The following is a 25,785-nucleotide window of genomic DNA, read 5'->3' on the forward strand; positions in this document are numbered from 1 at the left end:
CGGGGCGCAGCAGGGGTGGGCCCAACGGGTGATCGAACAAGTGTTTCGCACGGGTATTCGAATTGCTCTAGAGTGGAGAGGGGGAGACAGAAGGAACGGGGGCAACGAGCGAAGCAGGAGGCCGCGGGTGCCAGGTTTTACGCATCTGCACACCGTTTCGGGGTTCTCCATGCGCTACGGAGGCTCCCACCCCGAACGACTGGCGGAACGTGCCGCCGAGCGGGGCATGGACGCCCTCGCCCTGACCGACCGCGACACCCTGGCGGGCGCGGTGCGGTTCGCGAAGGCCTCCGCGAAGGCCGGGATCCGGCCCCTGTTCGGGGTGGACCTCGCCGTGTCGCCCCCGCCGGGGCCGGCCGGGCCGGGGGGCCCGACCGGCCACGGCGAGGCCTCGTACCGGCGGCGCAACCCGGTCAAGGGCGGCGCCTTCGTCGACGAGTCCGCCGCGCGGGCCGTCTTCCTGGCCCGCGACGGGGCCGCCGGATGGGCTGAACTGTGCCGGATGACCACCGCCGCGCACGCGGGCGACACCGCCGGGCGGCAGCCGCTGCTGCCCTGGGACGCCCTGCGCGGAGAAGGCGTCTTCGTCCTGCTCGGGCCCGGCTCCGAGGTGGGCCGGGCGCTCGCCGCGGGCCGCCCCGACCGGGCCGCCCGGCTGCTCGCGCCCTGGCGGGAGGTCTTCGGCGGCTCCCTGCGCCTGGAGGCCGTCCACCACGGCCGCACCGGTACCGGCCCCGGTTCGCTCCGGCTGGCCGCCCGTACCGTCGGCTTCGCCGCCGAGCAGGGCGTCCCGGCGGTGCTGACCAACGCCGTCCGCTACGCCGACCCCGGCCAGGGCCCGGTCGCCGACATCCTCGACGCGGCCCGCCGCCTGGTCCCCATCGACCCCCGCGGCCCCCTCGACAGCGGCGAACGCTGGCTCAAGGCCCCGGCCGCCATGACCGAGGCCGCCGACCGGATCGCCCGGGCCGCCGGCCTGCGCCCCGCCGACGCCCGGCGCCTCCTCGCCGAGACCCGGCACACCGCCGAGGCCTGCGCGGTGGACCCCGAGGACGACCTCGGCATGGGATCCGTGCACTTCCCCGAGGCCCGCCTCGTCGGCGCCGCCCACCGCAGCGCCCAGCGGGTCCTCACCTCGCGCGCCTCGGCGGGCATGGTGCTGCGCGGCTACGCCGACGACGCCGCGTACTGGCGGCGGATGCACCACGAGCTCGACATCATCGCCTTCCACGGCTATGCCTCGTACTTCCTGACGGTCGCCCAAGTGGTCGACGACGTACGGGAGATGGGCATCCGGGTGGCCGCCCGCGGGTCCGGCGCCGGCTCCCTCGTCAACCACCTGCTCGGCATCGCGCACGCCGACCCCGTCGCGCAGGGCCTGCTGATGGAGCGCTTCCTGTCCAAGCGCCGGCGCGTCCTGCCCGACATCGACATCGACGTGGAGTCCGCCCGCCGGCTCGAGGTCTACCGGCGGATCATCGGCCGGTTCGGCACCGAGCGCGTCGCCACCGTCTCCATGCCCGAGACCTACCGGGTCCGGCACGCCATCCGCGACGTCGGCGCCGCCCTGTCCATGGACCCGGCCGTCACCGACCGGCTCGCCAAGGCCTTTCCGCACATCCGGGCCCGCGACGCCCGGGCCGCGCTGCGGGAGCTGCCGGAACTGCGCGACGTACGCGGGGAGTCGTACGGGCGGCTGTGGGAGCTCGTCGAATCGCTCGACGCGCTGCCGCGCGGGACCGCCATGCACCCGTGCGGGGTGCTGCTCTCCGACGCCTCCCTGCTCGCCCGTACGCCGGTGGTGCCCACCAGCGGCGAGGGGTTCCCGATGTCCCAGTTCGACAAGGACGACGTGGAGGAGCTCGGGCTGCTCAAGCTCGACGTGCTCGGCGTGCGGATGCAGTCCGCGATGGCGCACGCGGTCGCCGAGATCCGGCGCGGCACGGGGCGCGCGCTCGACCTGGACGACCCGGCGCAGGTGCCGCCGGGGGACCGGGCCACCTACGAACTGATCCGCTCGGCCGAGACGCTCGGCTGCTTCCAGATCGAATCCCCGGGCCAGCGCGACCTGGTGGGACGGCTCCAGCCGTCGACCTTCCACGACCTGGTGGTCGACATCTCGCTGTTCCGGCCGGGGCCGGTGGCCGCGGACATGGTCCGGCCGTTCATCGAGGCCCGGCACGGGCGGGCGCCGGTGCGCTTCCCGCACCCCGACCTGGCCGACGCGCTGCGCGAAACGTACGGGGTGGTCGTCTTCCACGAGCAGATCATCGAGATCGTGCACGTCATGACGGGCTGCGGGCGGGACGAGGCGGACCGGGTGCGGCGCGGGCTGTCCGATCCGGAGTCGCAGGGGCGGATCAAGGTCTGGTTCGCGGCGAAGGCGGGCGAGCGCGGCTACCCGGCGGAGGTGATCGCCCGTACCTGGGAGATCGTGGAGGCCTTCGGCTCGTACGGCTTCTGCAAGGCGCACGCCGTGGCCTTCGCGGTGCCCACGTACCAGTCGGCGTGGCTGAAGGCGCACCACCCGGCGGCCTTCTACGCGGGGCTGCTGACCCACGATCCGGGGATGTACCCGAAGCGGCTGCTGCTGGCGGACGCGCGCAGGCGGGGCGTGGCGGTGCTGCCGCTGGACGTGAACCGGTCTGCGGCCGCCCATCGGATCGAACTGGTGTCCGAGGGTGGTGCGGGCGTGGGCGCGGGCGCGGGTGCGGGTGCGGGTGCGGCCGGTGCGTGGGGGCTGCGGCTCGGGCTGTCCGACGTCCACGGCATCAGCGAGGCCGAGGCGGGCCGTATCGAGACCGGGCAGCCGTACGCCTCCCTGCGCGACTTCTGGGACCGGGCGCACCCGGGCCGCCCGGTGGCCGAACGGCTGGCGCAGGTCGGCGCGTTGGACGCCTTCGGCGCCAACCGGCGCGATCTGCTGCTGCACTTGACGGAGCTGCACGGCGCGCAGCGGGCCGCCGGTGTGCGGGGACCGGTGCGCGGCCCCCAACTCCCCCTGGAGGGAGGCCGGTCCACGGCGTCCGTCGGGCTGCCGGACCTGAACGACGCGGAACGGCTCAGCGCCGAGCTGGGCGTCCTCGGCATGGACGCCTCACGGCACCTGATGGCGGACCACCACGCCTTCCTGGCCGAGCTGGGGGTGATCCCGGCCCGGCGGCTGCGCGAGGCCGGGCACGGGCAGACGGTCCTGGTGGCCGGGGCCAAGGCGGCCACCCAGACCCCGCCGATCCGGTCCGGGAAGCGGGTCATCTTCACGACGCTGGACGACGGGACGGGCCTGGTCGACCTGGCCTTCTTCGACGACAGCCACGAGCGGTGCGCGCACACCGTCTTCCACTCGTTCCTGCTGCTGGTACGGGGCGTCGTGCAGCGGCGGGGCCCGCAGAGCCTGAGCGTGGTCGGGGCGGCGGCGTGGAACCTGGCGGAACTGGTGGAACTGCGCGCGTCCGGCGGCCTGGAGGCGGTCGCGACCCGACTGGCCTCCGACGGCGCGGGCGGAACCGGCGGAGCCGGCGGGACCGGCGGAGCGGGGCGCGAGGGCGGCGACGCCGGGGCGGAGGACGCGGCCCCGGCGGACCCCGGCCGCCGGATCCGCATGTCCACGGGGTACGAGATGAACCCGTGGGCCGACCTCCAGCCCCCGGGCACCGGCCCCGCCACCGGCCGCAAACTGTGGCACTCCAGCCCGGGGAGCGCGGGATGAACACGGGCACGGATACGGACGCGGGCGCGGCCCCGGGCATGGGCGCGGCCTCCGGGGCGGGCGCGGCTCGCGGTGGTGCGGGTTCGGTTTCCGGTGCGGGCTCGGCTCGCGGTGGCGTGGGCGCGGTTTCCGGGGCGGTTGTGGTGTGTCTGCGGATGGGGGCCGCCGGTGGCGGGCCGGTCGGGGCCGCGGAGTACGCCGGGGTGCTGGCGCTGCTCGGCGGCATCACGCCGGCCGTGCAGGCCCTGCCGCCCGACGGGGCCCTCGCCGATGTCCGGGCCGCGCTGCGCTACTTCGGCTGCGACGCCGACCGGCTGGCCGCCGTGATCCGGGTGCGGGCCCTCGCCCTGTACGGCGTGGACTGCACCGTCGGGGTGGCCGGCAACCCCATGCTGGCCCGGGCCGCGGCCCGCGAGGCCCGGCCCGGGGGGACCCTGGTGGTCCCCGGCGATCCCGCCGCCGTCCGCGCGTTCCTGGCCGGCAAGCCCGTCACCGCCCTCGACGGGGTCGGCCCCAAGGCCGCCCGCACCCTGTGCTCCTACGGCCTCGACTCCGTCGGCCGGGTCGCCGCCGCCCCGCCCGCCGCCCTGCGGCGCATCCTCGGCGCCCGGCTCGGCCGCGAGGTGCGGGAGCGTGCCCTCGGCATCGACCGGACCCCCGTCCGGCCCGGCGCGGCCGCCCACGCCATCGCCGCCGAGCGGGCCTTCGACCGGGACGAGCTGGATCCCGTACGGCACCGGCGGGCGCTGCTCTCGCTGGCCGACGAGCTCGGCACGAAGCTCCGTACGGTTCGTACACAAGAGGAGGGCGGGGGCCAGGTGTGCCGCACCCTCTCGCTCACCGTCCGCTGCGCCGACCGCACCACGCTCACCCGGACCCGCACCCTGCCCGAACCCACCGCGCACTGCGCCACCCTGACCGCCACGGCCTACGCCCTCTACGAGGGCCTCGGCCTGCAACGGGCCCGCGTCCGCGGGCTGTCCCTGCGCGCCGAGGGACTGACCCCGGCCGCCCGGGCCGCGCGGCAGCTCAGCCTGGACCCCGAGGACGAGAAGGCCCGCCGTCTGGAGGCCGTCACGGACCGCGTCCGCGCCCGGTTCGGGCCGCAGGCCATCGCCCGGGGCACGCTCGCCGCCTGAGCGAGGGTCGAACATCGCAAGACACGCGAGTTTTTACCGACGCGTAACTTCCCTGTCTTGCTACTCACCCGTAATTTAGCGGCAGCAGCGCCCCCTTGTGATCCGGATCACGGGACGAATCCCCACGCTCCATCCCCTTGAGTCGACCGCAAGGAGATCACACGATGCTGCCCTGGCGACGCCTGCTCCGTCCGCTGGCCGTCCTCGTCCTCACCGCCGCCGCACTCGTCGCCCCCAGCGGCGCCGCACAGGCCGCGTCCGCCCCCAGCAGCGGCTGGAACAACTGGTCCTGCAAACCGTCCGCCGCCCACCCGCGCCCCGTCGTCCTCGTCCACGGAACCTTCGGCAACTCCGTGGACAACTGGCTCGGCCTCGCGCCGTACCTCGTGCACCGCGGCTACTGCGTCTACTCGCTCGACTACGGGCAACTGCCCGGCGTGCCCTTCTTCCACGGGCTCGGACCCATCGACAAGTCCGCCGAGCAGCTCGACGTCTTCGTCGACAAGGTGCTCGCCGCCACCGGCTCCGCCAAGACCGACATCATCGGGCACTCGCAGGGCGGCATGATGCCCCGCTACTACCTGAAGTTCCTCGGCGGCGCCCAGAAGGTCAACGCGCTGGTCGGACTCGCCCCCGACAACCACGGCACCACCCTGCTCGGCTTCACCAAGCTCCTCCCGTACTTCCCCGGGGCCGAGGACCTGATCAGCACCGCGACCCCGGGCCTCGCCGACCAGATCGCCGGATCCGCCTTCCTGCAGAAGCTGAACGCGGGCGGGGACACCGTGCCCGGGGTGAAGTACACGGTGATCGCCACCAAGTACGACGAGGTGGTCACGCCGTACCGGAGCGGCTTCCTGGACGGGCCGAACGTCAAGAACGTCGTCCTGCAGGACCTGTGCGTCCTGGACTTCTCCGAGCACGTCGCCATCGGGCTCACCGACCGGATCGCCTGGCACGAGGCCCTGAACGCCCTCGACCCGGCCCACGCCGAACGGACCACGTGCGCATCGGTCTTCGACTGACGCACACGCGGCCCGCGGCCGGTTCGAACCGTACGACCTAGCGGCCGTGCCGGCCGGTCGTCGCACGACGGCGGGCCAGCCCGAACAGCACGGCCGCACCGACGGCCAGGACACCGGCGCCACCGATCGCGATAGCGGGGGTGGCGCTGCTGCCGCCCGTCTCCGCGAGGTTGCCGCCCGGCGCGACCCAGGCCGGGGCCGAGGACACCGGGGCCGCGGCCGCGTTCCCGTTCGTCTTCGGGTCGTTGTCGCCGTGGCCGTTGTGCTCCACGCTGGACTTGCCGGCCCCGTCGGCGATCTGCTGCTCCGTCGGCGCCGAGGGGGCGTCGGACGGAGCGTCGGACGGCGCCTCGGAGGGCTTGGCGTCGCTGGGCTTGGCGCTCGGCTTGGTGCTGGGCTTGCCGCTCGGCTTGGGGGCCGAACCGCCGTTGTCCTTCCCGAAGACCACGTCCGAGCAGGTGTAGAAGGCCTCCGGGCTGTCCGAGCGCTGCCAGATGCTGTAGATCAGGTGGCGGCCGGACTTGTTGGGGACGGTCCCGGAGAACACGTAGTCGCCGTTCTGCATGCCCGGGTCGGTGACCTTCGCGAACGGGGCCGGCTCCAGGTCCGACCACGCCAGCGGCTTCGCCGGGTTGTAGCCGTCCTTCGTCACGTACAGCTCGAAGGAACCCCGGTGGGGCGCGGTCCCCTTGTACCGGAAGGTGTGCGCGCCCGCCGTCATCGGGCTCGCGGGCCAGTCGGCGCGCGCCAGGTCCAGGCCCTGGTACTTGTCGTTGCCGGCCGAGCAGAGCTGGCCGTTCGGGATGAGCGCGCGGTGGTTGCCGGCCGCGTTGGCGATGTTCACCGCGTTCCAGTCGTAGAACGCCTGCGCCCCGCTCGCCGCGACCGCCGCCTTGCACGCCGCGGACCGTGGGGACTCCGGGCCCTCCGCGTAGCACGCCGCGACCCGGCTGACCGGGTCCGTCATCGAGCCGTGGGCGGCCGCGGGAGCGGCGGCGTACGCGGCGACCGCGAGCGGCGCGAGGCCGGCGGCGGCGATACGGGTCAGCGTCACGGTACGGCGGCGTGCGGACATGGTGGATCTCCTTCGGGCACAAGGCAGGGGTGCGCCAGCGGAACCGGAAGATCGAGCTCTGTGGCGCCGCCCCCCGGCGGCGCCACACAGGGCCCTTCCTGTCCTGGCCACGCCAAGCTAGCCCCCAGGACCACGGGTTTCGCCGTGATCGGCCGCCAGAAGGTGATCCTTAGGGTCCGCTTAAGGAACCGCTAAGCGGGGCCTACAGATACCGCCGTCCGGGTGCCTCAGACGAGGAGGGCGGGGAGGCCCGCCGGGGTCCTGGCCTGGTCGTCCAGGGCGTCGAGGGCGCGTATCGCCTGGGCGGCGGCCTCCGGGTCGCTCCTGGTGAGGCCGCTCTCGGCGAACTCGTCCTCGTCCAGCCGCAGTACGGAGGACCCGTCCGCCGAGACCCACAGGTCGAGGTCCAGGTCCTCCACGAGGATCTCCCCGCCGCGCACCAGGGCCGGGCGCGTGACGTCGCAGTACCAGCCCTTCAGGACGCCGTCGCCGCTCCACACCTCCTTGACCGCGTACCAGCGGGTCCGCCAGAAGTGCTCGACGAACACGTCGCCCGGCTCGAAGCGCACGAAGCCGAAGTCGCGCACGCCCTCGGCTGCCCAGGGGGCCCGTACCGAGATCCGGTCGCCGTCGTCGTCGACCCGCGCCGCCGGATAGCGGATCTTGGTCCGGCCGGCCTTGGTCAGGACGACGGTCAGCTGCTCGGTCACGCTGTCTCCAGTTTCCTCGTGTAGCGCGTCTCGCTCGCGCAGATCTCGTACCCGAACCACTTGTTGATGGCGAGCATCGGGGCGTTGCCCGCGTCGTTGCCGGTGAACGCCTCCGTGTACCCGGCCGCGCGGGCCCGGTGCAGGGAGGCCGTCTTGGCGAGCTTGGCCAGGCCCCGGCCGCGGAAGGCCCGGCGGGTGCCGGTCATCGCCGTGGCGTAGCGGGTCCCGCCGTCGGTACGGGCGGCCGTGAAGGCCGCCACCACGCCGTCGACGAGGACGACGGCGGTCAGCTCCTTGTCGAGGTCCGGGCTGCTCCAGGTGTGCGCGAGCCACTCCTCGTAGTCGTCGAACTCGGCCGCCACGTCGCCCGGTTCGTCGGAGGTCGTCTCCGCGTCGGCCTCGAAGAGCGGACGCGGGTCGGCGGCGAAGGCCGTGGCCGGGCGCAGCTCGACCCCCGCCGGCAGGGTCTGCGGGAGCGGGGGCAGGTCGCCCGCCGCCAGGTCCAGGCGCAGGAAGTGCGCGGACCGGCTGGGGCGGTAGCCGCGCCGCTCGGCGAAGGCCCGGTGGGCGGGGCCGTCGAGGACCCAGGCGTAGGCGTCCACCGCGCCGTGGGCGGCGAGGTGCTCCTCGGCCGTGCGGAGCAGCAGGCTGCCTGCGCCGAGGCCGCGGTGCGCGGGGTCGACGTACGCGTTGACGTACGACTGGCCCGGCTCGGGGCTGTCGTGGACGATGCCGACCTGGGCGGTTCCGATGACGAGGCCCTCGGCCGTGTGCGCGAGGAGGAGCCGCAAGTGCGCGTCGGGATGGGCCGAGCCGGCCTCGAAGGCGACCCCCTCGGCGGTGGTGATCAGGAAGGGCAGGGCCGCGCGGCGCACCCGTACTACGGACTCCGCGTCCGAGCGGTCGTTCGGGCGGAGGTCGCGGATGAGAACGGTCATGTGGCCGACGCTACGGGCGGACGCGCGGCGGGCGCCTCCCAATTATCCGGCGACGGGCGGTGATGGGGGACAATCGGGCCCGTGACCTCGACGAACCTGAAGATCACCATCAACACGGCGGCGGGCTCGGCCGCCCCGTACGAACAGCTCCGCGCGCAGATCGCCGACCGGGCCCGGTCGGGCAGGCTGCCGGCCGGCTTCAAGCTGCCGACGGTGCGGGGGCTGGCGGAGGAGCTCGGGCTCGCGGCCAACACCGTGGCCAAGGCGTACCGGGCGCTCGAGGCAGACGGGGTGATCGAGACGCGCGGCCGGAACGGGACGTTCGTCGCCGCGGGGGAGGGGGCGTCGCGGGAGGCGGTGGCCGCGGCGCAGGCGTTCGCGGACCGGGCGCGGAGGCTGGGCCTGACCGAGCCGGAAGCCTTGGCGGCCGCCACCGAAGCCCTACGAGCCCGCTACACGACCAACTAGCCCCCACGCCTCAAACGCCGGCGGGGCTGAAATTGCGCAGCCCGCCAGCGGCACTTGTGAGCCAACGCCGGCCAAATCCAGCCCCGCCGGCGTTTGAGGCGCGGGGTCTGGGGCGGAGCCCCAGGTCTTTGAGCCGCGCCGGCGATTGAGGCGCGGGGAGGCAGGGGGCGGAGCCCCGGTATCTCAGCCCCGCCGGCGATTGAGGCGCGGGGGTGCGGGGACGGAGCCCCGGTGTTTCGGCCTCGCCGGCGTTTGAGGCGGGACCGGCAGGCCAGGGCGCTGCCCTACAGGTACAGGCCCGCCTCCGACGTGTGCGGCTGGGGTGGGAGGACGGCCGCCGGGCCCGTCCCGCGCCGGAGGGCGAAGAGTTCGGCCAGGCTCGCCCCCTCGCGGGACACGCCCTCCTCGGTGCCCAGCCAGTCCACCGCCTCGCGATGGGTCAGCCGGCCCACCTCGATGCGGGCCAGGCAGCGCCCCGGCCGGACCACCGCCGGGTGGAGCCGTTCGAGGTCCTCGTTCGTCGTCACGCCGACCAGGACGTTGCGGCCCTGCCCCAGCAGACCGTCCGTCAGGTTCAGCAGCCGGGACAGGGCCTGGCCCGCCGTGTGCCGCGCCTCGCCGCGGATCAGCTCGTCGCAGTCCTCCAGGAGCAGCAGCCGCCAGCGGCCCTTCGCCGTGCCCTCCTCCTCGCCGATCGCGATGTCCATCAGGTAGCCCACGTCGTTGAACAGCCGCTCCGGATCCAGCACGCAGTCCACCTGGCACCAGTCCCGCCAGGACCGGGCCAGCGTGCGCAGCGCCGAGGTCTTGCCCGTGCCCGGCGGGCCGTGCAGCAGGAGCAGCCGGCCCGCGATGTCGTCCGGGGTCACCTTCATCAGCCGGTCCATCGCCGAGGCCACCGGCGCCGTGTAGTTGGGCCGGACCTCCGCCCAGGTCCCGGCCGCGATCTGGCGGGTCGTCCGGTACGGGCCGCGCCGCGGGGAGACGTACCAGAAGCCCATCGTGACGTTCTCCGGCTGCGGTTCGGGGTCGTCCTGGGCCCCTTCCGTGGCCCGGCCGAGCACCCCGGCGGCGAGTTCGTCGCTGACGGCGGTGACCGTGACGTCCGCGCCCCGGCTCCAGCGCGAGACGAGCATGGTCCAGCCCTCGCCTTCGGCGAGCGTGGCGCTGCGGTCGCTGTCGCGCGCCGAGCGCAACACGGTGGCCTCGGGCGGCAGCAGGCCGGCGTCCGGCCGGACCCGGTCGATCGACACGCTGTGCGAGAACGGCTGCTCGCCGGACGCGAACCGGCCGAGGAACAGCGCATCGACGACGTCCGACGGCGAATCGCTGTCGTCGACATTGAGCCGGATCGGCAGCGCGTCATGCGGGTTGGCTGGCATGGCGCCCATGATCCGGCACACCGTGCCCTCGTGCACCCGTGTTTCGCCGGATCGAGTGGCCGGGTTCCCTCTTCAAACACCCCGGCGGTGAAGATTCGGAAGGCAACTCTGCGCCGAAAATTCTTGGCATGAACACTTCCAGCCAACCCCGGCTCCTTGTACCACGGACTCAGGAGTAACCCCCACAAGGAGCCGCACACATGAGCATGAAGATGCCACGTCTCGCCGCGCTCGCCTCCACCCTGTTACTGGCCGCCGGCGCCGCCCTGTTCGGCGCGGGCCAGGCGGCGGCTGCCGCCCAGGCCGACTTCGGATACGTCGCCCTCGGCGACTCGTACTCCTCCGGCGTCGGCGCCGGCAACTACGACAGCGGGAGCGGCGCCTGCAAGCGCACCCCCCGCGCCTACCCGGCCCTGTGGGCCGCGTCCCACGCCCCGCAGACCTTCTCCTTCGTCGCATGCTCAGGCGCCCGCACCAACGACGTACTCGCCAACCAGCTCACCCCGCTGAACTCCGGCACCGACCTGGTCAGCATCACCATCGGCGGCAACGACGCCGGATTCTCCGACGTCATGACGACCTGTGTGCTCCAGTCGGAGTCCACCTGCGTCAGCCGCGTCAACGAGGCCAAGGCGTACGTGAACTCCACCCTCCCCGGCCGCCTCGACCAGGTCTACAACGCGATCGACAGCCGCTCCCCGAACGCCCGGGTCGTCGTCCTCGGCTATCCCCGCTTCTACAAGCTGAACGGCACCTGCACCACCGGCCTGACCGAGGGCGAGCGCGCCGCCATCAACGGCGCGGCCGACCACCTCAACGCCGCCATCGCCAAGCGCGCCGCCGACCACGGGTTCGCCTTCGCCTCGGTCGCCGGCGCCTTCACGGGCCACGAGATCTGCTCCGGCAGCGCGTGGCTGCACAGCGTCAACTGGCTCAACATCGGAGAGTCGTACCACCCCACCGCCGCCGGCCAGTCCAGCGGCTACCTGCCCGTCTTCACCAACGCCGCCTGACGGGCCGCGGGCTGACGGGCCAGGGAGCCGGCGGACGGTTCCGCCGTCGGCTCGGCCTGCGGGCTCGGTGACGCACTCGCGCCAGGGGAGGAGGCCCCGCTCGTCGGGGTCTCCTCCTCGCACGTCACGGACGTGGCGACCCACTCCGTGGCCACCTCGGCCGGCCCCCGCACCTCCAGCCGGACCGCGTCCTCGTACCCCGCACCCGGCGCGTGCGTCAGCTCGGCGTGCTCCAGCCGTCTGCTCCTCGGCCCGCCCTCCTCGTACGCGAGGGACTGCCAGCCGGGGCCGGAGGTCTTCCCGCTCCGCGTGGCCCAGCGGTACTCCAGCGTCACCGGAAGCCGCTCCACCTCCACCGTGGCCGTGAACGAGGGCGCGCGCTCCGCGGACGGCGGGCAGCTGCCGCGGTACGAGGCGCGCACGGTGTCCACGTACACCGAGACGTGCTGCTCCGGCCCGGCGGAAGCGGAAGCGGAAGCCGAAGCCGAAGCGGAGGGCGGGGCCGAGGACGGTGCCGGGGCGGACGGGGAGACGGAGGCCGGGGTGGTGGCCGCCTGGGCGGTGGTCGCCGAGCCCGTCGGGCCGGCTCCGCCGCTGCCGCCCTCCTTGTCGCCCAGGTCCTTCAGCAGCAGCCACCCCAGCACGGCCAGCGCCACCAGCATCACCACGATCCCGACGGTGAGCACCGTCCCGGCCCGACCCCCGCGCGGCGCCTGCCCGGGCCCGGGCCCGGCCATCGGCGGCGTGGGCCCTCCGTACGACTGCCCGTGTGGCCCCCCGTTCGGGACGGGCCGCGGCTCCTGCCGGTGGTGCTGCGCGATGGCCGTCGGCGAGTCCGGACCCGACACCGGCCCGCCGGAGGCCCGTACGGCGCCGCCCGCGCCCACCACCCGCAGCATCCGGGCCGCCTCCGCCGCGGGCAGCCGCTCGGCCGGGTCCTTCCGCAGCAGCCCCTCCAGTACCGGCGTCAGCGCCCCGGCCCGGCGCGGCGGCGGCAACTCCTCGTCCACCACGGCCCGCAGCGTGTCCACCGGGGTCTCCCGCCGGAACGGCGTGGTCCCCTCGACGGCCGCGTACAGCATGATCCCGAGCGACCACAGATCGGACTCGGACCCGGGCTCCCGCCCCAACGCCCGCTCCGGAGCGAGGAATTCGGGGGAGCCGACCACCTCGCCCGTCATCGTGATCGCCGACGAGCCCTCCAGGCTCGCGATCCCGAAATCGCTCAGCACCACCCGGCCGTCGTTGGCGATCAGCACGTTCCCGGGCTTCACGTCCCGGTGCAGCACCCCCGACTCGTGCGCGGAGCGCAGCGCGGCCAGCACCTGCTCCCCGAGGTGCGCGGCGCGCTGCGGGGACATCGGCCCCTCGGCGTCCAGTACGTCGGCCAGCGAGAGCCCGCGCACCAGCTCCATCACGATCCAGGGCCGGCCGTCCTCGGAGGCCACGTCGTAGACCGTGACGACCCCGCGGTGCGAGACCCGGGCCGCGGCCCAGGCCTCCCGCTCCAGCCGCCGGTACAGCCGCTGGAGTTCGGCGGGCTCCAGCCCGGCGGGCGCCCGTACCTCCTTGACCGCGACCTCGCGGGCCAGCACCTCGTCCCGGGCCCGCCACACGATGCCCATTCCGCCGCGGCCGAGGGGATCCAGCAGGCGGTACCGGCCCGCGATGACACGATCGGGGCTCGATTCCCCGTCCACATCGGCCACATTACGACTCACACGAGCCCCCATGGGTCACCAGTCGATCACTCCAAGTTAGCGCAGTGTGCCCGAAGTGGCCCCTGTCGTGACGTGACTCGCGCCGGCGTCCTCCGAAATCGGCGCGCCTGTGCGGAGAGTGACCGTCGACTCCGCTGAGTAATCGTCAACTCCCCGTACTGATAGGGGTAATTCACACCACCGGGATACCCGAGGGCGACGCGGGGGCGATAGGGTTAACCTGCCCGGGCCGGGTGCCTTCGTACGGGTGGGGAGAGAACATGGAACAGATAGCAATGCGCAGCAGGCCGCCTCGCGTGCCTGCCATCACCTGCGGCAGCAGCGCGACCAGCTCGCGCCTCGACCGCCATCTCGCCGTGCTGGGCGGACCTGCCGTCCCGCACCGGGAGACCGCCGAGGCGACGCTGCTGATGCGCGAGCTCACCTCCCGCGACCACACGCACCGCCTGCGGAGCCGGAGCGCGCGCGTCTCGCTCTTCGCGCCGCTGCGCCGTCTGCGTCGCACGCTCTTCGGCAGCCGCCGCTCGTAACAGTCCCCGTACCGCGGCCTTCCCTTCGGCTCGGCTCCGGCTCACCCGGCCCTACGCCACGACACCCTCCCGGCGCAGTTCCGAGATCTGCGCGCCCGCCATCCCCAGGGCGCGCAGCAGGGTCTCGGTGTGTTCACCCAGCGCGGGCACCGCACCCATGTGCGGTGCCGCGCCGCCCGGCAGTCCGATCGGCGGGAGCAGGGCCCGCAGCGGACCGGCCGGTGACCCCACCTCACGCCAGCGGTCGCGGGCGGCCAGCTGCGGATGGCCCGCCAGCTGGGCCACCGAGTTCAGCCGCGCGCACGCGATGCCCGCCGCCTCCAGCCGCCCGATCGCCTCGTCCGCGCCCAGCCGGCCCAGGGCCTGCGCCACCACCGCGTCGGTCTTCTCCCGGTTGCCGGTGCGCGCCGCGTTCGTCGCGAACCCCGGATCCTCCGCCAGTTCGGGCCGCTCCAGCACCTGTTGCGCGAGCCGCCGCCACTCCCGGTCGTTCTGCACCGACAGCAGCACCCGGTCGCCGTCGGCCGTCGCGTAGGCGTCGTACGGAGCGATCACCGCGTGCGCGAGACCGGTCCGTACGGGCTGCTCGCCGCCGTGCATGGTGTGGTGCAGCGGATGCCCCATCCACTCGGCCAGCGCGTCCAGCATGGACACCTCCACCCGGCCCCCGCGCCCGGTGACACCGCGGCGCAGCAGGGCCGCGAGCACCCCCGAGAAGGCGTACATGGCCGCCGCGATGTCGGCTGCCGGGATCCCCGCCTTGACGGGCTGCTCCGGGGTGCCGGTCACCGAGACCAGGCCCGCCTCGCACTGCACGAGCATGTCGTAGGCGCGCTTGTGGGCGTACGGTCCCTCGGCGCCGTAGCCGGAGACGTCCACGGCGACCAGGCGCGGGTACCGCGCGCACAGGGCGGCCGAGTCGAGCCCGAGCCGGGCCGCCGCGCCCTGCGCGAGGTTCTGCACGAAGACGTCGGCGCCGGCCAGCAGCCCGTGCAGGACCTCCCGGCCGCGCGGGTCCTTCAGGTCGAGCGCGAGCGACTCCTTGCCGCGGTTGGCCCACACGAAGTGCGAGGCGAGGCCGTGCGCGGTGGTGTCGTAGGCGCGCGCGAAGTCGCCGCCGTCGGGGCGCTCGACCTTGATCACCCGGGCGCCGAGGTCGGCGAGCTGGCGGGTGGCGAAGGGGGCCGAGACGGCCTGTTCGACGGCGACGACGGTGATGCCGGCGAGGGGGAGGGGCTCGGGCGCGGGCGCGGCGCTTTCGGTGTCCATGGCACCGATGCCTATCCCGTCCGGCCCTGTCCTGTCACCCCCCTGCGCCGCCAGGTCAGCCGGCGAGGCCGCGTGCGAACCGGCGCGTGGCCAGCGGAACGAAGAGCCCGAGCAGGGCGAGCGACCAGGCGACGGCCCCGGCCACCGGATGGGCGGCGGGCCAGGCGGCGCCCGCCGCGGCCTCGGCCCCGGCGTTGCCGCACAGCTCGCGCACGGCGGTGGCCACGGCGCTGATCGGGTTCCACTCGGCGACCGTACGCAGCCACCCGGGGAGCCCGGCGGTCGGCAGGTACGCGCTGGACAGCATCGGCAGTACGAAGGTGGCGCCGCCGAGCTGGCCGGCCGCCTCCTCGCTCCTGCTCAGCAGGCCGAGGTACGTGCCGACCCACGCGGTGGCGAAACGGAACAGCAGCAGCAGGCCGAAGGCCCCGAGTGCGCCCGGCAGGCCGTTCTCGATGCGCCAGCCCATCGCCAGCCCCACCAGCATCAGCGGCACCATCGAGACGGCGGTGGTGAGGAGGTCCGCGGCGGTCTGCCCGAGCGGCACGGCGCTCCGGCTCATCGGCAGCGTCCGGAACCGGTCCGTCGCCCCGCGGTGGGCGTCCTGTGCGGCGGTGAACAAGCCGGTCATCAGCCCGTTCGCGGCGGTCGCGGCGAGCAGTCCGGGAACCAGGAACTCCCGGTACTCGGCGCCCGGCATGGCGAGCGCGCTGCCGAAGACGTAGCCGAAGAACAGCAGCATCGTGACCGGCATGGTCTGGGTCAGGATCAGCAGCCCGGGGGCGTGCCGGGCCTTCTGGAGCTGGCGGGTGAGGACGGCACCGCCGTCGGACAGCAGGGTGCTCATGCCGCGTTCTCCTTGAGGGTCGGGTTCTGCTCCGGGGCCGCCGGGGTCCGGGTGAGGCGCAGGAACACCTCGTCGAGGGTGGGCGGGCGCAGGGTCGCGTCGGTCACCGGGACTCCGCAGGTGTCGAGCTCGCGGATGATCCGGGGCAGGGTGAGGCCCGGGTCGAGCACGGTGACGCCGACCGTCAGCCGCTCCTCGTCGAGCGCGGGCCGGCCGCCGGTCAGCTGGTCCAGTACGACGGCCGCGCCCGCGAGCGCCTCGCGCGCGGGGACGGTGACCTCGGCGTACGCCCCGATCCGGGCCTTGAGGCCGGCGGGGGCGCCGTGCGCGACGGCCCGGCCCCGGTCGACGACCACGACGTCGTCGGCGAGCCGGTCGGCCTCCTCCAGGTACTGGGTGGTCAGCAGCACGGTGGTGCCCTCGTCGGCGAGCTCCCGTACCGCGGTCCAGATGTGCTCCCGGGCCGCCGGATCGAGGCCGGTCGTCGGCTCGTCGAGGAAGAGCACGCGGGGGCCGGCGATCAGTCCGGCGGCGAGGTCCAGCCGCCGCTTCATGCCGCCCGACCAGGTGCCCGCGACCCGGTCCGCCGCCTCGCCGAGGCCGAAGCGCTCCAGCAGCCCGTCGGCGCGGTCGCGGCCGGCGGAGCCGCGCAGTCCGGCGAGCCGGGCGAAGAGCCGCAGGTTCTCCCGGCCCGTCAGGTCCCCGTCGACGGAGGCGTACTGGCCGGTGACCCCGATGGCGCGGCGGACGGCCGCGGGAGCGCGGGCGACGTCGTGTCCGGCCACGAGCGCGCGGCCGCCGGTGGGTGCGGTGAGGGTGGTGAGGATCCGGACGGCCGTGGTCTTGCCCGCGCCGTTGGGGCCCAGGAGACCGCAGACCGTGCCCGCGGGCACGGCGAGGTCGAGGCCGCGCAGGGCGGGGACCTGCCCGTAGTTCTTCTCCAGACCTTCACTAAGTACAGCGTACGTAGTCGTCATGTGCGCCACCGTACCTCACTACGTACGGCGTACGTAACTAAGATGGTGGCGAGACGACGAGGTGATCTGAGCGATGACAGCCGGCGGGCGACCCGCTGAACCCGAAGTGATCTGGTCCCGCCCCCAGCGGGCCGGCCGCGGACCCAGGCCCGCGCACAGCCGCGAGTCGATCGCCGCCGAGGCGGTGCGGATCGCCGACGAGGTGGGGATCGAGGCCGTCTCCATGCGGCGCGTGGCGGCCGGGATCGGCGCGGGGACCATGTCCCTCTACAACTACGTGCCGCGCAAGGAGGACCTGTACGAGCTGATGGTCGACGCGGTCAGCGGGGAGTACGCCTTCCCCCCGCCGGCCGGCGAATGGCGCGCCGACATGCTCGCGCTGGCCCGCCAGACGCGGGCGCTGATGCACCGCCACCCGTGGCTGCCGCGCCTGCTGAGCCCCGTCTACGGCTTCAGCCCGAACGCCCTGCGCTACCTCGAGTACAGCCTCGACTGCCTGGCGCCGCTGGACGTGCCGGCCGCCGAGAAGCTGGAGCTGGTCGCGGCCGTCAACGGCACCGTCGCGACGTACGTGGCGGGCGAACTGGCCCTGGCCGAGCGGGCCAGGTCGCTGCCCTGGAGCGAGACGGAGGAGCAGGGCGCACGGACGGCCTGGCTCGGCTCACGGCTGGCCACCGGGCAGTACCCGCGCCTGGCGGCGGCCGTCACGGCCGGCGGCCCGGTCCCCGGCGCGGCCCTGGACATGGCGGCCGTCTTCGACCGCTCGGTGTCACGACTGCTGGGGGCGTGGGGCTCTTAGGGCGGCGGCGCGGCGGCTCGGTGGCCCGACGGTTGGACGGCTTGGCGGGCCGACGGCTTGGCGGCTTGGCGGTTGGACGGCTTGGCGGGCCGGCGGCCCGACGGCCCGACGGCCCGGCGGCCTGGCGGCCTGGCGGCCCGGCGGTTCGGCGGTTGGACGGCCTGGCGGTGCCGGGCGGACGCGGCGGCTCGGTGGCCTCGCCGCGCCGGCCCGGCAGCGCCCCGGCGTTGCGTCAGAGCAGTGCGAACTGCCCGCCCGGGCCCTCCTCCTGATGGTCCAGCACCGAGGCCGGGCGCCTGGCCCAGCGCGGCGGCGGCAGCACCCCGGCCGCGCGCAGCTCGTCCGCGGTCAGGGCGGGGCCGGGTTCGAACGCGGCCCGCTCCGGCGCCAGATCGGCCAGCAGTGCCAAGGTCGTGACCAGGGCCAGCAGCTCCGAGGTCCAGGCCTGCGGCCACTCGGCCGGACCCAGCGCCTCAAGCCCGTCGGCGGCCGGGTCCCGGTGCGTGCCGCGGGCGGTGAACCAGGCCTCCAGCACCCGCACGCCGTGCGCATCGTACTCCCACGCACCGGGCGGTACGGGCGACACGGTCCCGCCGCCGAAGCTCAGCGTCTCGCTCGCCGCGTCGTACGCGACCTCGTGCGGCCATGCCGTCACCGCCGAGCGGACGTACGGGCGGCGCCCGCCGGGCAGCCGCGGCGGCTCGCCCCCGCGGGCCCCGCGCAGCTGGACCGTGAGCAGCCGGTGCCCCAGCTCCAGCCCCGCCCGCCAGCGGCCGGGATCGGCGGCCAGCGGGACCTCGTAGCCGCGCGGTCCCGGGCGGCCCGCCGCCAGGATCCAGCACAGCACGTCCTCCGGGGCGACCCAGCCGCCGTACCGCTCGCCCAGCAGCGGCAGCAGGCCGGGCGCGAGGTTCGGCTCGGCGCCGCCGGGGCGCCGGTGCAGCGGGCGGATCCGGCCGAGCCGGCCGGCCGGGAGGTGCGCGGTGACCAGCGGGTCCGGGGTCTCCACGAGGAACAGCTGGTGCTCGTCCAGGACCCGCCACAGCTCCGGCCGGGCCGTGTCGATGAGCCGCTGGTCGGGCAGCAGCCACTGCTCGTCGAAGGGCTCGCGGAGCACCCGTACGGGGTCGGGGAACGGGCCGGGCTCATCGGTGAAACGGGCCGTCGCCGCCGAGCGCTGGCCGGGCAGCGCGGCGGCCCCGGCGGCGGGCGTACGGCTGCGGCTCGGGCGGAACAGGCGGTCCCGCTCGGCTCCTTCGGCGCTGGTCAGGGCGGCCCACCGGGCGCGCAGGGCGGCCGGATCGGGCGCGGCCACCCAGTCCCGGCCCAGGCGCAGGCCGCCCACGGCCCAGGGCATCAGTTCGTCCAGCAGCAGGTCCGGCAGCGGGGTGTCAGCGCTCACGCCGCCGATGGTAGCGACGGGATCCGGCGGCCGGGCTGTGTCCAGGCCGAAGCGCTACGCTCCTTATGTACGCATACGCTGCCATCTGCGTACCGTATCCGTGCACCGTACCGACCGAGGAGACGGTCATGAGCCAGTACGACGAATACTCGACTCCTTCGCAGGCCGAGGGCGAGCGGCTCGACGAGGACATGGACGAGACCCAGCGCAAGCAGCAGCACCCCCAGACGATGCGGACCACGCCGTCGCAGGCGGAGGGCGAGCGGGGCAGGGAAGACGACGAGAAGTGACCCGACGCCCCCCGGACCGGAGCGCGTCGGACCGGGGCGCGTCGGACCGGGGCGCGTCCGACCGGGGCGCGTCCGAACGGTGCGCCTAGGGACCGGGGCGCCTAGGGACAGGCGCGCGCCGGATCAGTGCGCGTCGGACCGGCGCGGCCCGGATCAGTGCGCGTCGACCGTCACCGTGAAGGAGAACCGGTCGCCCCGGTAGCGGATGCGCGCCACGTCCACCACCCGGCCGTCCTCGTCGTAGGTGACGCCCGTGTAGTGCAGGATCGGGCTGAGCAGCGGCACCTGGAGCAGCTCGGCCGTCTCCGGGTCGGCGAGCCGCGCCTCGACCGTGTCGGTGATCCGGCTGATGCGCACCCCGACGACGTCCCGCAGGACCTTCGTCATAGGCCACCGTTCGAGATCGGCGAGCTCGACCGCGTCGGCGAACTGCGGGAGGACCGCGTTCTCCGCCCAGTTGGTCGGCTCGCCGCTCGCGGGATCGTGGCGCAGCCGGCGGTAGGTGACCACCTCCGGGGTGTCCGGGAAGTGCTCCAGCAGCTCCCCGGACACCGCCGTGCGCCCGTGGCCGAGAATCGTCGTACGGTCGCCCGACTGCTGGGCCACGATCGCGTCGACCGACCCCAGCAGCCGCACCGGGGCCCCGCGCCGCGCACCCGGTTCGATGAAGGTGCCGCGCCGCCGGTGCCGGCTGATCAGGCCCTCACCCTCCAGCTCCTTGAGCGCCTGCCGCATGGTCAGCACGCTCACCCCGTAGTGCTCGGCGAGCTGCTCCTCGGTGGGCAGGCGCAGCGAGGCGTCCGGGGTGCGCCCCAGTATCGAGGCGCGCAACGACTGTGACACCTGGTACCAGAGGGGCAGCTTCCGGTTCAGGACCAGAGAGTCGGGGGCGAAGGCGGTCACGGGTGGCTCTCCGTACGGCTGGACGTCGACACTGCGCGGCGCAGGCGCGGTACGCAGGGTATGCAGTGCAGGTCAGGCGCGGAAGTGGCGCTGCAGGCCCTGCCACACGTCGTCGTATGCGCGCTGGAGGTGGTCCGCGCCGGCCGCCTGGGCGGTGGCGGTGATCGGCCAGCGGGTCTCGAACATGAAGGCCAGGCCGTCGTCGATCTTCTGCGGCTTCAGCTCGGCGGCGCTGGCCCGGTCGAAGGTCTCCCGGTCCGGGCCGTGCGCGGACATCATGTTGTGCAGCGAGCCGCCGCCCGGCACGAACCCCTCGGCCTTGGCGTCGTAGGCGCCCTCGATCAGGCCCATGTACTCGCTCATCACGTTGCGGTGGAAGTACGGCGGGCGGAAGGTGTCCTCGCCGACCAGCCAGCGCGGGGCGAAGACCACGAAGTCCACGCCCGCCAGCCCCGGGGTGTCGGAGGGCGAGGTCAGGACCGTGAAGATCGACGGGTCGGGGTGGTCGTAGCTGATCGAGCCGAGCACGTTGAAGCGGCGCAGGTCGTAGACGTACGGGACGTGGGTGCCGTGCCAGGCGACGACGTCGAGCGGCGAGTGGTCGTAGGTGGCGGACCACAGGTTGCCGCAGAACTTGTTGACCACCTCCGTCGGGCGGTCGAGGAGCTCGGGGGTCTCGTACGCGGCCACCGGCGCCCGGAAGTCCCTGGACGCGGCGAGGCCGTTGGCGCCGATCGGGCCCAGGTTCGGCAGCTCGAAGGGCTGGCCGTAGTTCTCGCAGACATAGCCGCGGGCGGCGGCGCTGCCGCTCCCGTTGCCGCTCCCGCTGTCGCCGTCGGTGTCCAGGAGCTCGACGCGGAAGCGGACGCCGCGCGGGATCAGGGCCATCTCGCCGGGCCGGACGGCGAGCAGGCCGAGCTCGGTGCGCAGCAGCAGCCCGCCGCGCTCGGGGACGATCAGCAGCTCGCCGTCGGAGTCGCTGAACACCCGGTCGCGCATGGAGGCGTTGGCCGCGTAGAGGTGGATGGCCATGCCGGTGCGCTGGGCGGCGTCGCCGTTGCCGCCGAGGGTCCACAGGCCGGCCAGGAAGTCGGTGCCGGGGGCCGGGTCGGGCAGCGGGTTCCAGCGGAGCCGGTTCGGGTCCGCCGGCATCTCGGTGAAGGGGCCGGTGCGCACGGCCCCGTTGTCGGTCCGGGTGAAGGGCGGGTGCGCGGCCGAGGGGCGGATCCGGTAGAGCCACGAGCGGCGGTTGTGGGTGCGCGGCTCGGTGAAGGCGGAGCCGCTGAGCTGCTCGGCGTACAGGCCCAGGGGAGCGCGCTGGGGCGAGTTCCGGCCGATCGGCAGGGCGCCGGGGACGGCCTCCGAGCTGTGCTCGTTGCCGAAGCCGGTGAGGTATTCCAGCCCCGCCGCCGTCTTCCTGGCCTGCTCGCTCATGTGTCGCTCCCGCTCCGTCGAAGGAATCCTATGGTCGACAGTAGGATTCCGCGGCCCGCACGTCAACGGGGTCCCGGGCGGAGCGGCCGTCTTCCGGGCCGCCGACGGATTCGCGCAGAGGGGGATCACAAAAGATGAACATTGCTCTACTCTCTCGCGCATGTCGTGGACCCGCAGGTTCCCTGCCGTGCCGGCGGCGCTCCTCGCCGCCCTCCTCGCCCTCCTGTCCCTCTTCGCCGCCGCGCCCGCCGCCCGCGCGCACGAGGAGCGCCCCGTCACCCTCCCGGACGGGTCCGGATCGGTGCCCGAGTACCGCAAGGCCGAGCCCGACCTCCTGGTCTGCAAGACCGGCCGCCCCGAATTCGAACGCCGGATATCCGCCTTCCCGGAGGACCTCAGACAGCGCAACCTCGCCCTGTACGAGCGCTGCGAGAAGAGCGGCTACCGCCACCTCCAGGAGGCCGTCGACGCCGTCGACCGGCCCGGGATGAACATCGCGATCCTCCCCGGCCTCTACGAGGAGGAGCCCTCCCTGGGCAAGCCCACGGGGGAGTGCGCGAACCTGAAGGCCCCGGACTCCTCGCTCGGCTATCAGATCCTCAGCTACGAGCAGCAGGTGGCCTGCCGCCACAACCAGAACCTCGTCGCCATCCTCGGCAAGACGAACCTCCAGATCGAGGGCACCGGCGCCTCACGCCTCGACGTGGTGATCGACGCCAAGTACCAGAAGCTGAACGCCCTGCGCGCCGACAAGTCCAACGGCATCTACTTCCGCAACTTCACCGCCCAGCGCACCACCTTCAACTCGCTGTACGTGCTGGCGGGCGACGGCTTCGTCATCGACGACGTGCTGACCCGGTGGAACGACGAGTACGGCTTCCTCACCTTCGCCAGCGACCACGGGCTCTACAAGAATTGCGAGTCGTACGGCAACGGCGACTCCGGCATCTACCCCGGCAGCGCCTCCAACATCAACGACGGCCGGGGCTACGACGTGCCCCGCTACTCCATCGAGATCACCGGCTGCCGCAGCCACCACAACATGGTCGGCTACTCCGGCACCGCGGGCGACTCGGTGTGGGTGCACGACAACGAGTTCGACCAGAACATGGGCGGCGCCTCGATGGACAGCGCCTTCCCCGGACACCCCGGACTCCCGCAGAACCACGCCAAGTTCGAACGCAACCTGATCCACGACAACAACCAGGACTACTACCGGTACGTCGCCGACGGCACCTGCGCCAAGCCGCCCGCCGAGCGCGGCTACGAACGCGGCGTCGTCTGCCCGCAGATCTCCATGCCCCCGGGCACCGGCATCATCACCGCGGGCGGCAACTGGAACCTGTACGAGGACAACTGGGTGTACGGCCACCAGCGCGCGGGCTTCTACCTCAGCGCGGTCCCCGCCTTCATCCGCGGCGAGGAGGCGTGGTCGAAGCAGGCCGACACCTCCCACCACAACCGGTACGCCGCGAACACCCTGGGCAAGGACAAGTCCGGCGCCTCCCGCCCCAACGGCATGGACGTGTGGTGGGACGGCCAGGGCCGCGGCAACTGCTGGCAGGACGGCCCCGACGGCTCCACCCCGGGCACCGTCCCCCAGTGCGGCGCGGCCCGCGGCGACGTCACCGGCGCCTCGGCCCGCCTGGTCGGCGAACCGGTGAAGCTGGTCCAGCTCCTCGTCTGCGCGGACTACAACGTCCAGGCGCGCAGGCTCCCGGCGGGCTGCGACTGGTACGGCGCCAGCGGTCTGGAACGGGTCGAGACCCAGATCGCACTGGCCGTGGCGGGCGTCCTGCTCCTGGTCGGCGGCGTGCTGTGGTGGCGCCGCCTGCGCGGCTCGCGCCTGGGCACGGTCGCCGCGCTGCTGGGCCTGGCGGGCCTGGCCCTGGACGTGGCCGGCTCCACGACCGGCCTGGTCTCCACCTTCGTACCCGCCCTGGCCCTCCTCCTCCTCGGACTGTGGTGGGCGGGCACCGGGCTGGCCCTGCGCCCGACCCGCCCCTGGCTGGCCCGCCTGACCCTGCTCCTGGCCGGCCTGACCCTGCTGGACGCCTTCGACAAGGCCGTCCTGATGATCCCCTGGACCCCCCTGAGCCCCGCCTGGGCCCGGTCCCTCCTCGCCGTGACCTGGGTCCTATGGACCGTCATCGCCTCAGCCCGCCCCCACCCCACCCCCCAGGCCCCCACGACGACCCCGGCCCCCGCCCCCACGCCGGCGGTCACCCCCACTGCGGCGGCCCCCACTGCGGCGGCCCCCACTGCGGCGGCCCCCACTGCGGCGGCCCCCACTGCGGCGGCCCCCACTGCGGCCGCCCCCACGGCGGCCGCCCCCACGGCGGCGGCCGCCAACCCAGCCCCAGCCAGCCCAGCCACCCCAACCCCGCCCCACGCCACCGAACCCCCACCCACCCCAACCCCGAATTCCCCGCCCCCACCCACAGACCCCAGCCGATGACCGACCACCCGGCCCCGGGAAGGCCGCCCATGCCCCCCCACCCCACCCTCGCCAAGCAGGCTGAGCCCCCTCGCTCTGCCTCGGTGAGGCCAACCGCGGTGGCACGCCCCGGCCTGGGGGAGCGGGCTGTGACCGCCTGTCCAGCCCCCGCGAGGCTGGCCGTGACCGTCAGCCCGGCTCCGGGCAGCGGGCCCGCGGCTGTACGCCCGGCCCCGGGGAGGCCGACAGTGCCGCCCCGCCCCGACCTTGGCGAGAGGGCTGTGGCCGCTCGCCCCGCCCCCGCGAGGCTGGCCGTGACCGTCAGCCCGGCTCCGGGCAGCGGGCACGCGGCTGGACGCCCGGCCCTGGGGAGGCCGACAGTGCCGCCCCGCCCCACCCTCGGCGAGCAGCCCGTGGCCGCCCGCCCAGCCCTCGCGAGGCCGGCCGTCACCGCCGCCCCGGCTCGGGACAGTCGGCCTGCGGCTGTACGCCCGGCCCCGGGGAGGCTGACAGTGCCGCCCCGCCCCGACCTTGGCGAGCGGGCGGTGGCCGCTCGCCCCGCCCCCGCGAGGCTGGCCGTGACCGCCCGCCCGGCTCCGGGAAGCGGGCACGCGGCTGTACGCCCGGCCCCGGAGCGGTCGACTGTGACGCCCCACCGCGACCTTGGCGAGGGGGCTGACTCCCCTCGCTCTGTCTCCGCGAGGCCGACCGTGACGACCCGCCCCGCCCCCGCGAGGCCGGCCGGGACCGCCAGCCCGGCTCTGGACAGCCGGGCCGTGGGCGCCCGCCCGTTCTCCGGGAGGCCGACCGGCCGTGTCCGCCCCGTCCGCGGCGCTGCGCTGCTCGGGCTGGTCCTGTTGCTGGTCTGCGCGGCGGCGACGGGTTGTGGTGGGCGGGCCACCACCCACCACAAGCCCGGTACCACCCACGAGCAGGCCTCCGGGAACACGGGCACCCTGCTCACCGCCGACGACGGCGCCGGCCACCGGCTTCGCGAGGTCCCGGCGGAGGGCGCGCCGGAGGTGCGGCTCACCGCCCGCCCGGACTCGGAGGACGGCTGGAACCTCCAACTGGCGGTGAAGAACTTCCGCTTCACCCCCGACAGCGCCGGCGGCGCCGCCCTCGCGGGCGCGGGCCACGCCCACCTGGAGCTCGACGGCCGCAAACTGGCCCGGCTGTACGGCCCCTGGTTCCACCTGCCCGCCGCACAGGTCCCCGAGGGCACGCACACCCTGACCGTCCGCCTGTACGCCGACGACCACACCGCCTGGGCGGTGTCCGGCAAGCCGGTCGAGGGCACGACCCCGCTCACCGCCACAGCAGCAGCCCCGGGCCAGCCCGGCGGCCACGACCACGGCAGCACCCCGCCGGAGCAGGCCGATCGGACGGTCACCATCACCGTCCGGGACGGCAAGGTCAGCCCCGCTCCCGCCCGCACCGAGCTGCGGCGCGGCGAACGGGTCGCCCTGCGCGTCACCAGCGACCGCGCGGACACCCTGCACGTCCACGGCTACGACAAGGAACTCGCCCTGCCCGCAGGCCAGGAGGCCACCCTGATCCTGACGGTCGACCGCACGGGCCTCTTCGAGGTCGAGACCCACGAGTCCGCCCTCGTCCTGACCTGTCTGTAAGCACTTCTTTGGGCTCCAGGGTGGGAACGTGAAGTGGCTCCACGGGGTGTAAGAAGTTGATTTGGCTCCACCCGCTCCTGGTACGC

At 74.3% G+C, this 25,785-nt stretch carries 21 protein-coding genes; 10 read left to right on the top strand and 11 right to left on the bottom strand.

From position 1 onward, the window contains the following. The first annotated feature begins 169 nt into the window (after window positions 1–169). The 3 genes from ACFWP3_RS29750 (at window position 170) to ACFWP3_RS29760 (ending at window position 5,873) form a co-directional block, all read left to right on the top strand. Window positions 170–3,709, top strand: coding sequence for a DNA polymerase III subunit alpha (locus ACFWP3_RS29750; RefSeq protein ID WP_384227071.1), 3,540 nt, complete (start codon window positions 170–172; stop codon window positions 3,707–3,709). A gap of 155 nt (window positions 3,710–3,864) precedes the next feature. Next, on the top strand, window positions 3,865–4,848 hold the full coding sequence (locus ACFWP3_RS29755; RefSeq protein WP_384227073.1) for a hypothetical protein: 984 nt from the start codon (window positions 3,865–3,867) through the stop codon (window positions 4,846–4,848). Between the two features lie 164 nt (window positions 4,849–5,012). Further along, entirely contained in the window at window positions 5,013–5,873 is an 861-nt protein-coding gene (locus tag ACFWP3_RS29760) for an esterase/lipase family protein (protein ID WP_384227074.1), read from the top strand. Window positions 5,874–5,910: 37 nt separating this feature from the next. Here the strand turns inward: ACFWP3_RS29760 and ACFWP3_RS29765 are convergent, their stop codons facing one another. From ACFWP3_RS29765 to ACFWP3_RS29775, 3 genes are all read right to left on the bottom strand, one after another. Next, entirely contained in the window at window positions 5,911–6,948 is a 1,038-nt protein-coding gene (locus ACFWP3_RS29765) for a lytic polysaccharide monooxygenase (RefSeq protein ID WP_384227077.1), read from the bottom strand. Between the two features lie 227 nt (window positions 6,949–7,175). After that, window positions 7,176–7,658, bottom strand: a complete 483-nt coding sequence (locus tag ACFWP3_RS29770) for a DUF402 domain-containing protein (protein WP_384227079.1) — start codon at window positions 7,656–7,658, stop codon at window positions 7,176–7,178. Then, complete coding sequence (locus ACFWP3_RS29775; RefSeq protein ID WP_384227082.1) at window positions 7,655–8,596, bottom strand: GNAT family N-acetyltransferase; 942 nt, start codon at window positions 8,594–8,596, stop codon at window positions 7,655–7,657. The genes ACFWP3_RS29770 and ACFWP3_RS29775 overlap by 4 nt, the downstream gene beginning before the upstream one ends. A gap of 81 nt (window positions 8,597–8,677) precedes the next feature. Here ACFWP3_RS29775 and ACFWP3_RS29780 point away from each other — a divergent pair, with 81 nt between their 5' ends. Next, on the top strand, window positions 8,678–9,064 hold the full coding sequence (locus tag ACFWP3_RS29780; RefSeq protein ID WP_384227084.1) for a GntR family transcriptional regulator: 387 nt from the start codon (window positions 8,678–8,680) through the stop codon (window positions 9,062–9,064). Between the two features lie 284 nt (window positions 9,065–9,348). Here ACFWP3_RS29780 and ACFWP3_RS29785 read toward each other — a convergent pair whose 3' ends face one another. Further along, a complete protein-coding gene (locus ACFWP3_RS29785) occupies window positions 9,349–10,446 on the bottom strand; it encodes a DUF5925 domain-containing protein (protein WP_384227086.1) in 1,098 nt (365 codons plus the stop codon). 206 nt (window positions 10,447–10,652) lie between these two features. On the opposite strand from ACFWP3_RS29785, the gene ACFWP3_RS29790 reads away from it, so the two are divergent. Next, a complete protein-coding gene (locus ACFWP3_RS29790) occupies window positions 10,653–11,459 on the top strand; it encodes an SGNH/GDSL hydrolase family protein (protein ID WP_384227114.1) in 807 nt (268 codons plus the stop codon). On the opposite strand, the gene ACFWP3_RS29795 is transcribed toward ACFWP3_RS29790, so the two are convergent. Next, complete coding sequence (locus ACFWP3_RS29795) at window positions 11,429–13,192, bottom strand: serine/threonine-protein kinase (protein ID WP_384227089.1); 1,764 nt, start codon at window positions 13,190–13,192, stop codon at window positions 11,429–11,431. The two genes, ACFWP3_RS29790 and ACFWP3_RS29795, sit on opposite strands and share 31 nt — an antisense overlap. A gap of 248 nt (window positions 13,193–13,440) precedes the next feature. Between ACFWP3_RS29795 and ACFWP3_RS29800 the strand changes: the two genes are divergently transcribed. Beyond that, on the top strand, window positions 13,441–13,710 hold the full coding sequence (locus ACFWP3_RS29800) for a hypothetical protein (RefSeq protein WP_076046471.1): 270 nt from the start codon (window positions 13,441–13,443) through the stop codon (window positions 13,708–13,710). 51 nt (window positions 13,711–13,761) lie between these two features. On the opposite strand, the gene ACFWP3_RS29805 is transcribed toward ACFWP3_RS29800, so the two are convergent. From ACFWP3_RS29805 to ACFWP3_RS29815, 3 genes are read right to left on the bottom strand one after another with little or no spacing between them, the layout of a single operon-like run. Continuing rightward, window positions 13,762–14,979 (bottom strand): CaiB/BaiF CoA transferase family protein, encoded by a 1,218-nt coding sequence (locus tag ACFWP3_RS29805; protein ID WP_384227092.1) that lies wholly within the window; start codon window positions 14,977–14,979, stop codon window positions 13,762–13,764. Between the two features lie 55 nt (window positions 14,980–15,034). Then, window positions 15,035–15,826, bottom strand: coding sequence for an ABC transporter permease (locus ACFWP3_RS29810; RefSeq protein WP_384227095.1), 792 nt, complete (start codon window positions 15,824–15,826; stop codon window positions 15,035–15,037). Further along, the gene (locus tag ACFWP3_RS29815) at window positions 15,823–16,803 is read right to left on the bottom strand and encodes an ATP-binding cassette domain-containing protein (RefSeq protein WP_384227097.1); all 981 of its coding nucleotides are present in this window, start codon (window positions 16,801–16,803) and stop codon (window positions 15,823–15,825) included. The genes ACFWP3_RS29810 and ACFWP3_RS29815 overlap by 4 nt, the downstream gene beginning before the upstream one ends. Before the next feature lie 73 nt (window positions 16,804–16,876). Between ACFWP3_RS29815 and ACFWP3_RS29820 the strand changes: the two genes are divergently transcribed. Further along, window positions 16,877–17,602: a TetR/AcrR family transcriptional regulator gene (locus ACFWP3_RS29820; RefSeq protein WP_384227100.1), complete on the top strand. Its 726-nt coding sequence runs from the start codon at window positions 16,877–16,879 to the stop codon at window positions 17,600–17,602. Window positions 17,603–17,834: 232 nt separating this feature from the next. Here the strand turns inward: ACFWP3_RS29820 and ACFWP3_RS29825 are convergent, their stop codons facing one another. Further along, on the bottom strand, window positions 17,835–18,959 hold the full coding sequence (locus ACFWP3_RS29825; protein ID WP_384227117.1) for a type ISP restriction/modification enzyme: 1,125 nt from the start codon (window positions 18,957–18,959) through the stop codon (window positions 17,835–17,837). Window positions 18,960–19,132: 173 nt separating this feature from the next. Between ACFWP3_RS29825 and ACFWP3_RS29830 the strand changes: the two genes are divergently transcribed. Beyond that, on the top strand, window positions 19,133–19,294 hold the full coding sequence (locus tag ACFWP3_RS29830; protein ID WP_384227102.1) for a hypothetical protein: 162 nt from the start codon (window positions 19,133–19,135) through the stop codon (window positions 19,292–19,294). A gap of 153 nt (window positions 19,295–19,447) precedes the next feature. Here ACFWP3_RS29830 and ACFWP3_RS29835 read toward each other — a convergent pair whose 3' ends face one another. Together ACFWP3_RS29835 and hmgA are read right to left on the bottom strand one after the other, a co-directional pair. Beyond that, on the bottom strand, window positions 19,448–20,197 hold the full coding sequence (locus ACFWP3_RS29835; RefSeq protein ID WP_384227105.1) for a GntR family transcriptional regulator: 750 nt from the start codon (window positions 20,195–20,197) through the stop codon (window positions 19,448–19,450). A 72-nt stretch (window positions 20,198–20,269) separates the two neighbouring features. Then, entirely contained in the window at window positions 20,270–21,631 is a 1,362-nt protein-coding gene (gene hmgA / locus ACFWP3_RS29840; RefSeq protein ID WP_384227106.1) for a homogentisate 1,2-dioxygenase, read from the bottom strand. Between the two features lie 160 nt (window positions 21,632–21,791). On the opposite strand from hmgA, the gene ACFWP3_RS29845 reads away from it, so the two are divergent. Both ACFWP3_RS29845 and ACFWP3_RS29850 read left to right on the top strand, forming a co-directional pair. Beyond that, on the top strand, window positions 21,792–24,089 hold the full coding sequence (locus tag ACFWP3_RS29845) for a right-handed parallel beta-helix repeat-containing protein (RefSeq protein WP_384227109.1): 2,298 nt from the start codon (window positions 21,792–21,794) through the stop codon (window positions 24,087–24,089). An 818-nt stretch (window positions 24,090–24,907) separates the two neighbouring features. Continuing rightward, the gene (locus ACFWP3_RS29850; protein WP_384227120.1) at window positions 24,908–25,699 is read left to right on the top strand and encodes a hypothetical protein; all 792 of its coding nucleotides are present in this window, start codon (window positions 24,908–24,910) and stop codon (window positions 25,697–25,699) included. The last annotated feature ends 86 nt before the right edge of the window (window positions 25,700–25,785 follow it).

This window comes from Streptomyces sp. NPDC058525 (assembly GCF_042719495.1).
Lineage (GTDB): Bacteria > Actinomycetota > Actinomycetes > Streptomycetales > Streptomycetaceae > Streptomyces.

Excerpts from the sequence above, each read along its gene's own strand:
- ACFWP3_RS29750 (WP_384227071.1), top strand. The coding sequence starts at position 170 with ATGCGCTACGGAGGCTCCCACCCCGAACGACTGGCGGAACGTGCCGCC.
- ACFWP3_RS29755 (WP_384227073.1), top strand. The coding sequence starts at position 3,865 with ATGGGGGCCGCCGGTGGCGGGCCGGTCGGGGCCGCGGAGTACGCCGGG.
- ACFWP3_RS29760 (WP_384227074.1), top strand. The coding sequence starts at position 5,013 with ATGCTGCCCTGGCGACGCCTGCTCCGTCCGCTGGCCGTCCTCGTCCTC.
- ACFWP3_RS29765 (WP_384227077.1), bottom strand. The coding sequence starts at position 6,948 with ATGTCCGCACGCCGCCGTACCGTGACGCTGACCCGTATCGCCGCCGCC.
- ACFWP3_RS29775 (WP_384227082.1), bottom strand. The coding sequence starts at position 8,596 with ATGACCGTTCTCATCCGCGACCTCCGCCCGAACGACCGCTCGGACGCG.
- ACFWP3_RS29785 (WP_384227086.1), bottom strand. The coding sequence starts at position 10,446 with ATGCCAGCCAACCCGCATGACGCGCTGCCGATCCGGCTCAATGTCGAC.
- ACFWP3_RS29790 (WP_384227114.1), top strand. The coding sequence starts at position 10,653 with ATGAAGATGCCACGTCTCGCCGCGCTCGCCTCCACCCTGTTACTGGCC.
- ACFWP3_RS29795 (WP_384227089.1), bottom strand. The coding sequence starts at position 13,192 with ATGGGGGCTCGTGTGAGTCGTAATGTGGCCGATGTGGACGGGGAATCG.
- ACFWP3_RS29800 (WP_076046471.1), top strand. The coding sequence starts at position 13,441 with ATGGAACAGATAGCAATGCGCAGCAGGCCGCCTCGCGTGCCTGCCATC.
- ACFWP3_RS29805 (WP_384227092.1), bottom strand. The coding sequence starts at position 14,979 with ATGGACACCGAAAGCGCCGCGCCCGCGCCCGAGCCCCTCCCCCTCGCC.
- ACFWP3_RS29810 (WP_384227095.1), bottom strand. The coding sequence starts at position 15,826 with ATGAGCACCCTGCTGTCCGACGGCGGTGCCGTCCTCACCCGCCAGCTC.
- ACFWP3_RS29815 (WP_384227097.1), bottom strand. The coding sequence starts at position 16,803 with ATGACGACTACGTACGCTGTACTTAGTGAAGGTCTGGAGAAGAACTAC.
- ACFWP3_RS29820 (WP_384227100.1), top strand. The coding sequence starts at position 16,877 with ATGACAGCCGGCGGGCGACCCGCTGAACCCGAAGTGATCTGGTCCCGC.
- ACFWP3_RS29825 (WP_384227117.1), bottom strand. The coding sequence starts at position 18,959 with ATGCCCTGGGCCGTGGGCGGCCTGCGCCTGGGCCGGGACTGGGTGGCC.
- ACFWP3_RS29830 (WP_384227102.1), top strand. The coding sequence starts at position 19,133 with ATGAGCCAGTACGACGAATACTCGACTCCTTCGCAGGCCGAGGGCGAG.
- hmgA (WP_384227106.1), bottom strand. The coding sequence starts at position 21,631 with ATGAGCGAGCAGGCCAGGAAGACGGCGGCGGGGCTGGAATACCTCACC.
- ACFWP3_RS29845 (WP_384227109.1), top strand. The coding sequence starts at position 21,792 with ATGTCGTGGACCCGCAGGTTCCCTGCCGTGCCGGCGGCGCTCCTCGCC.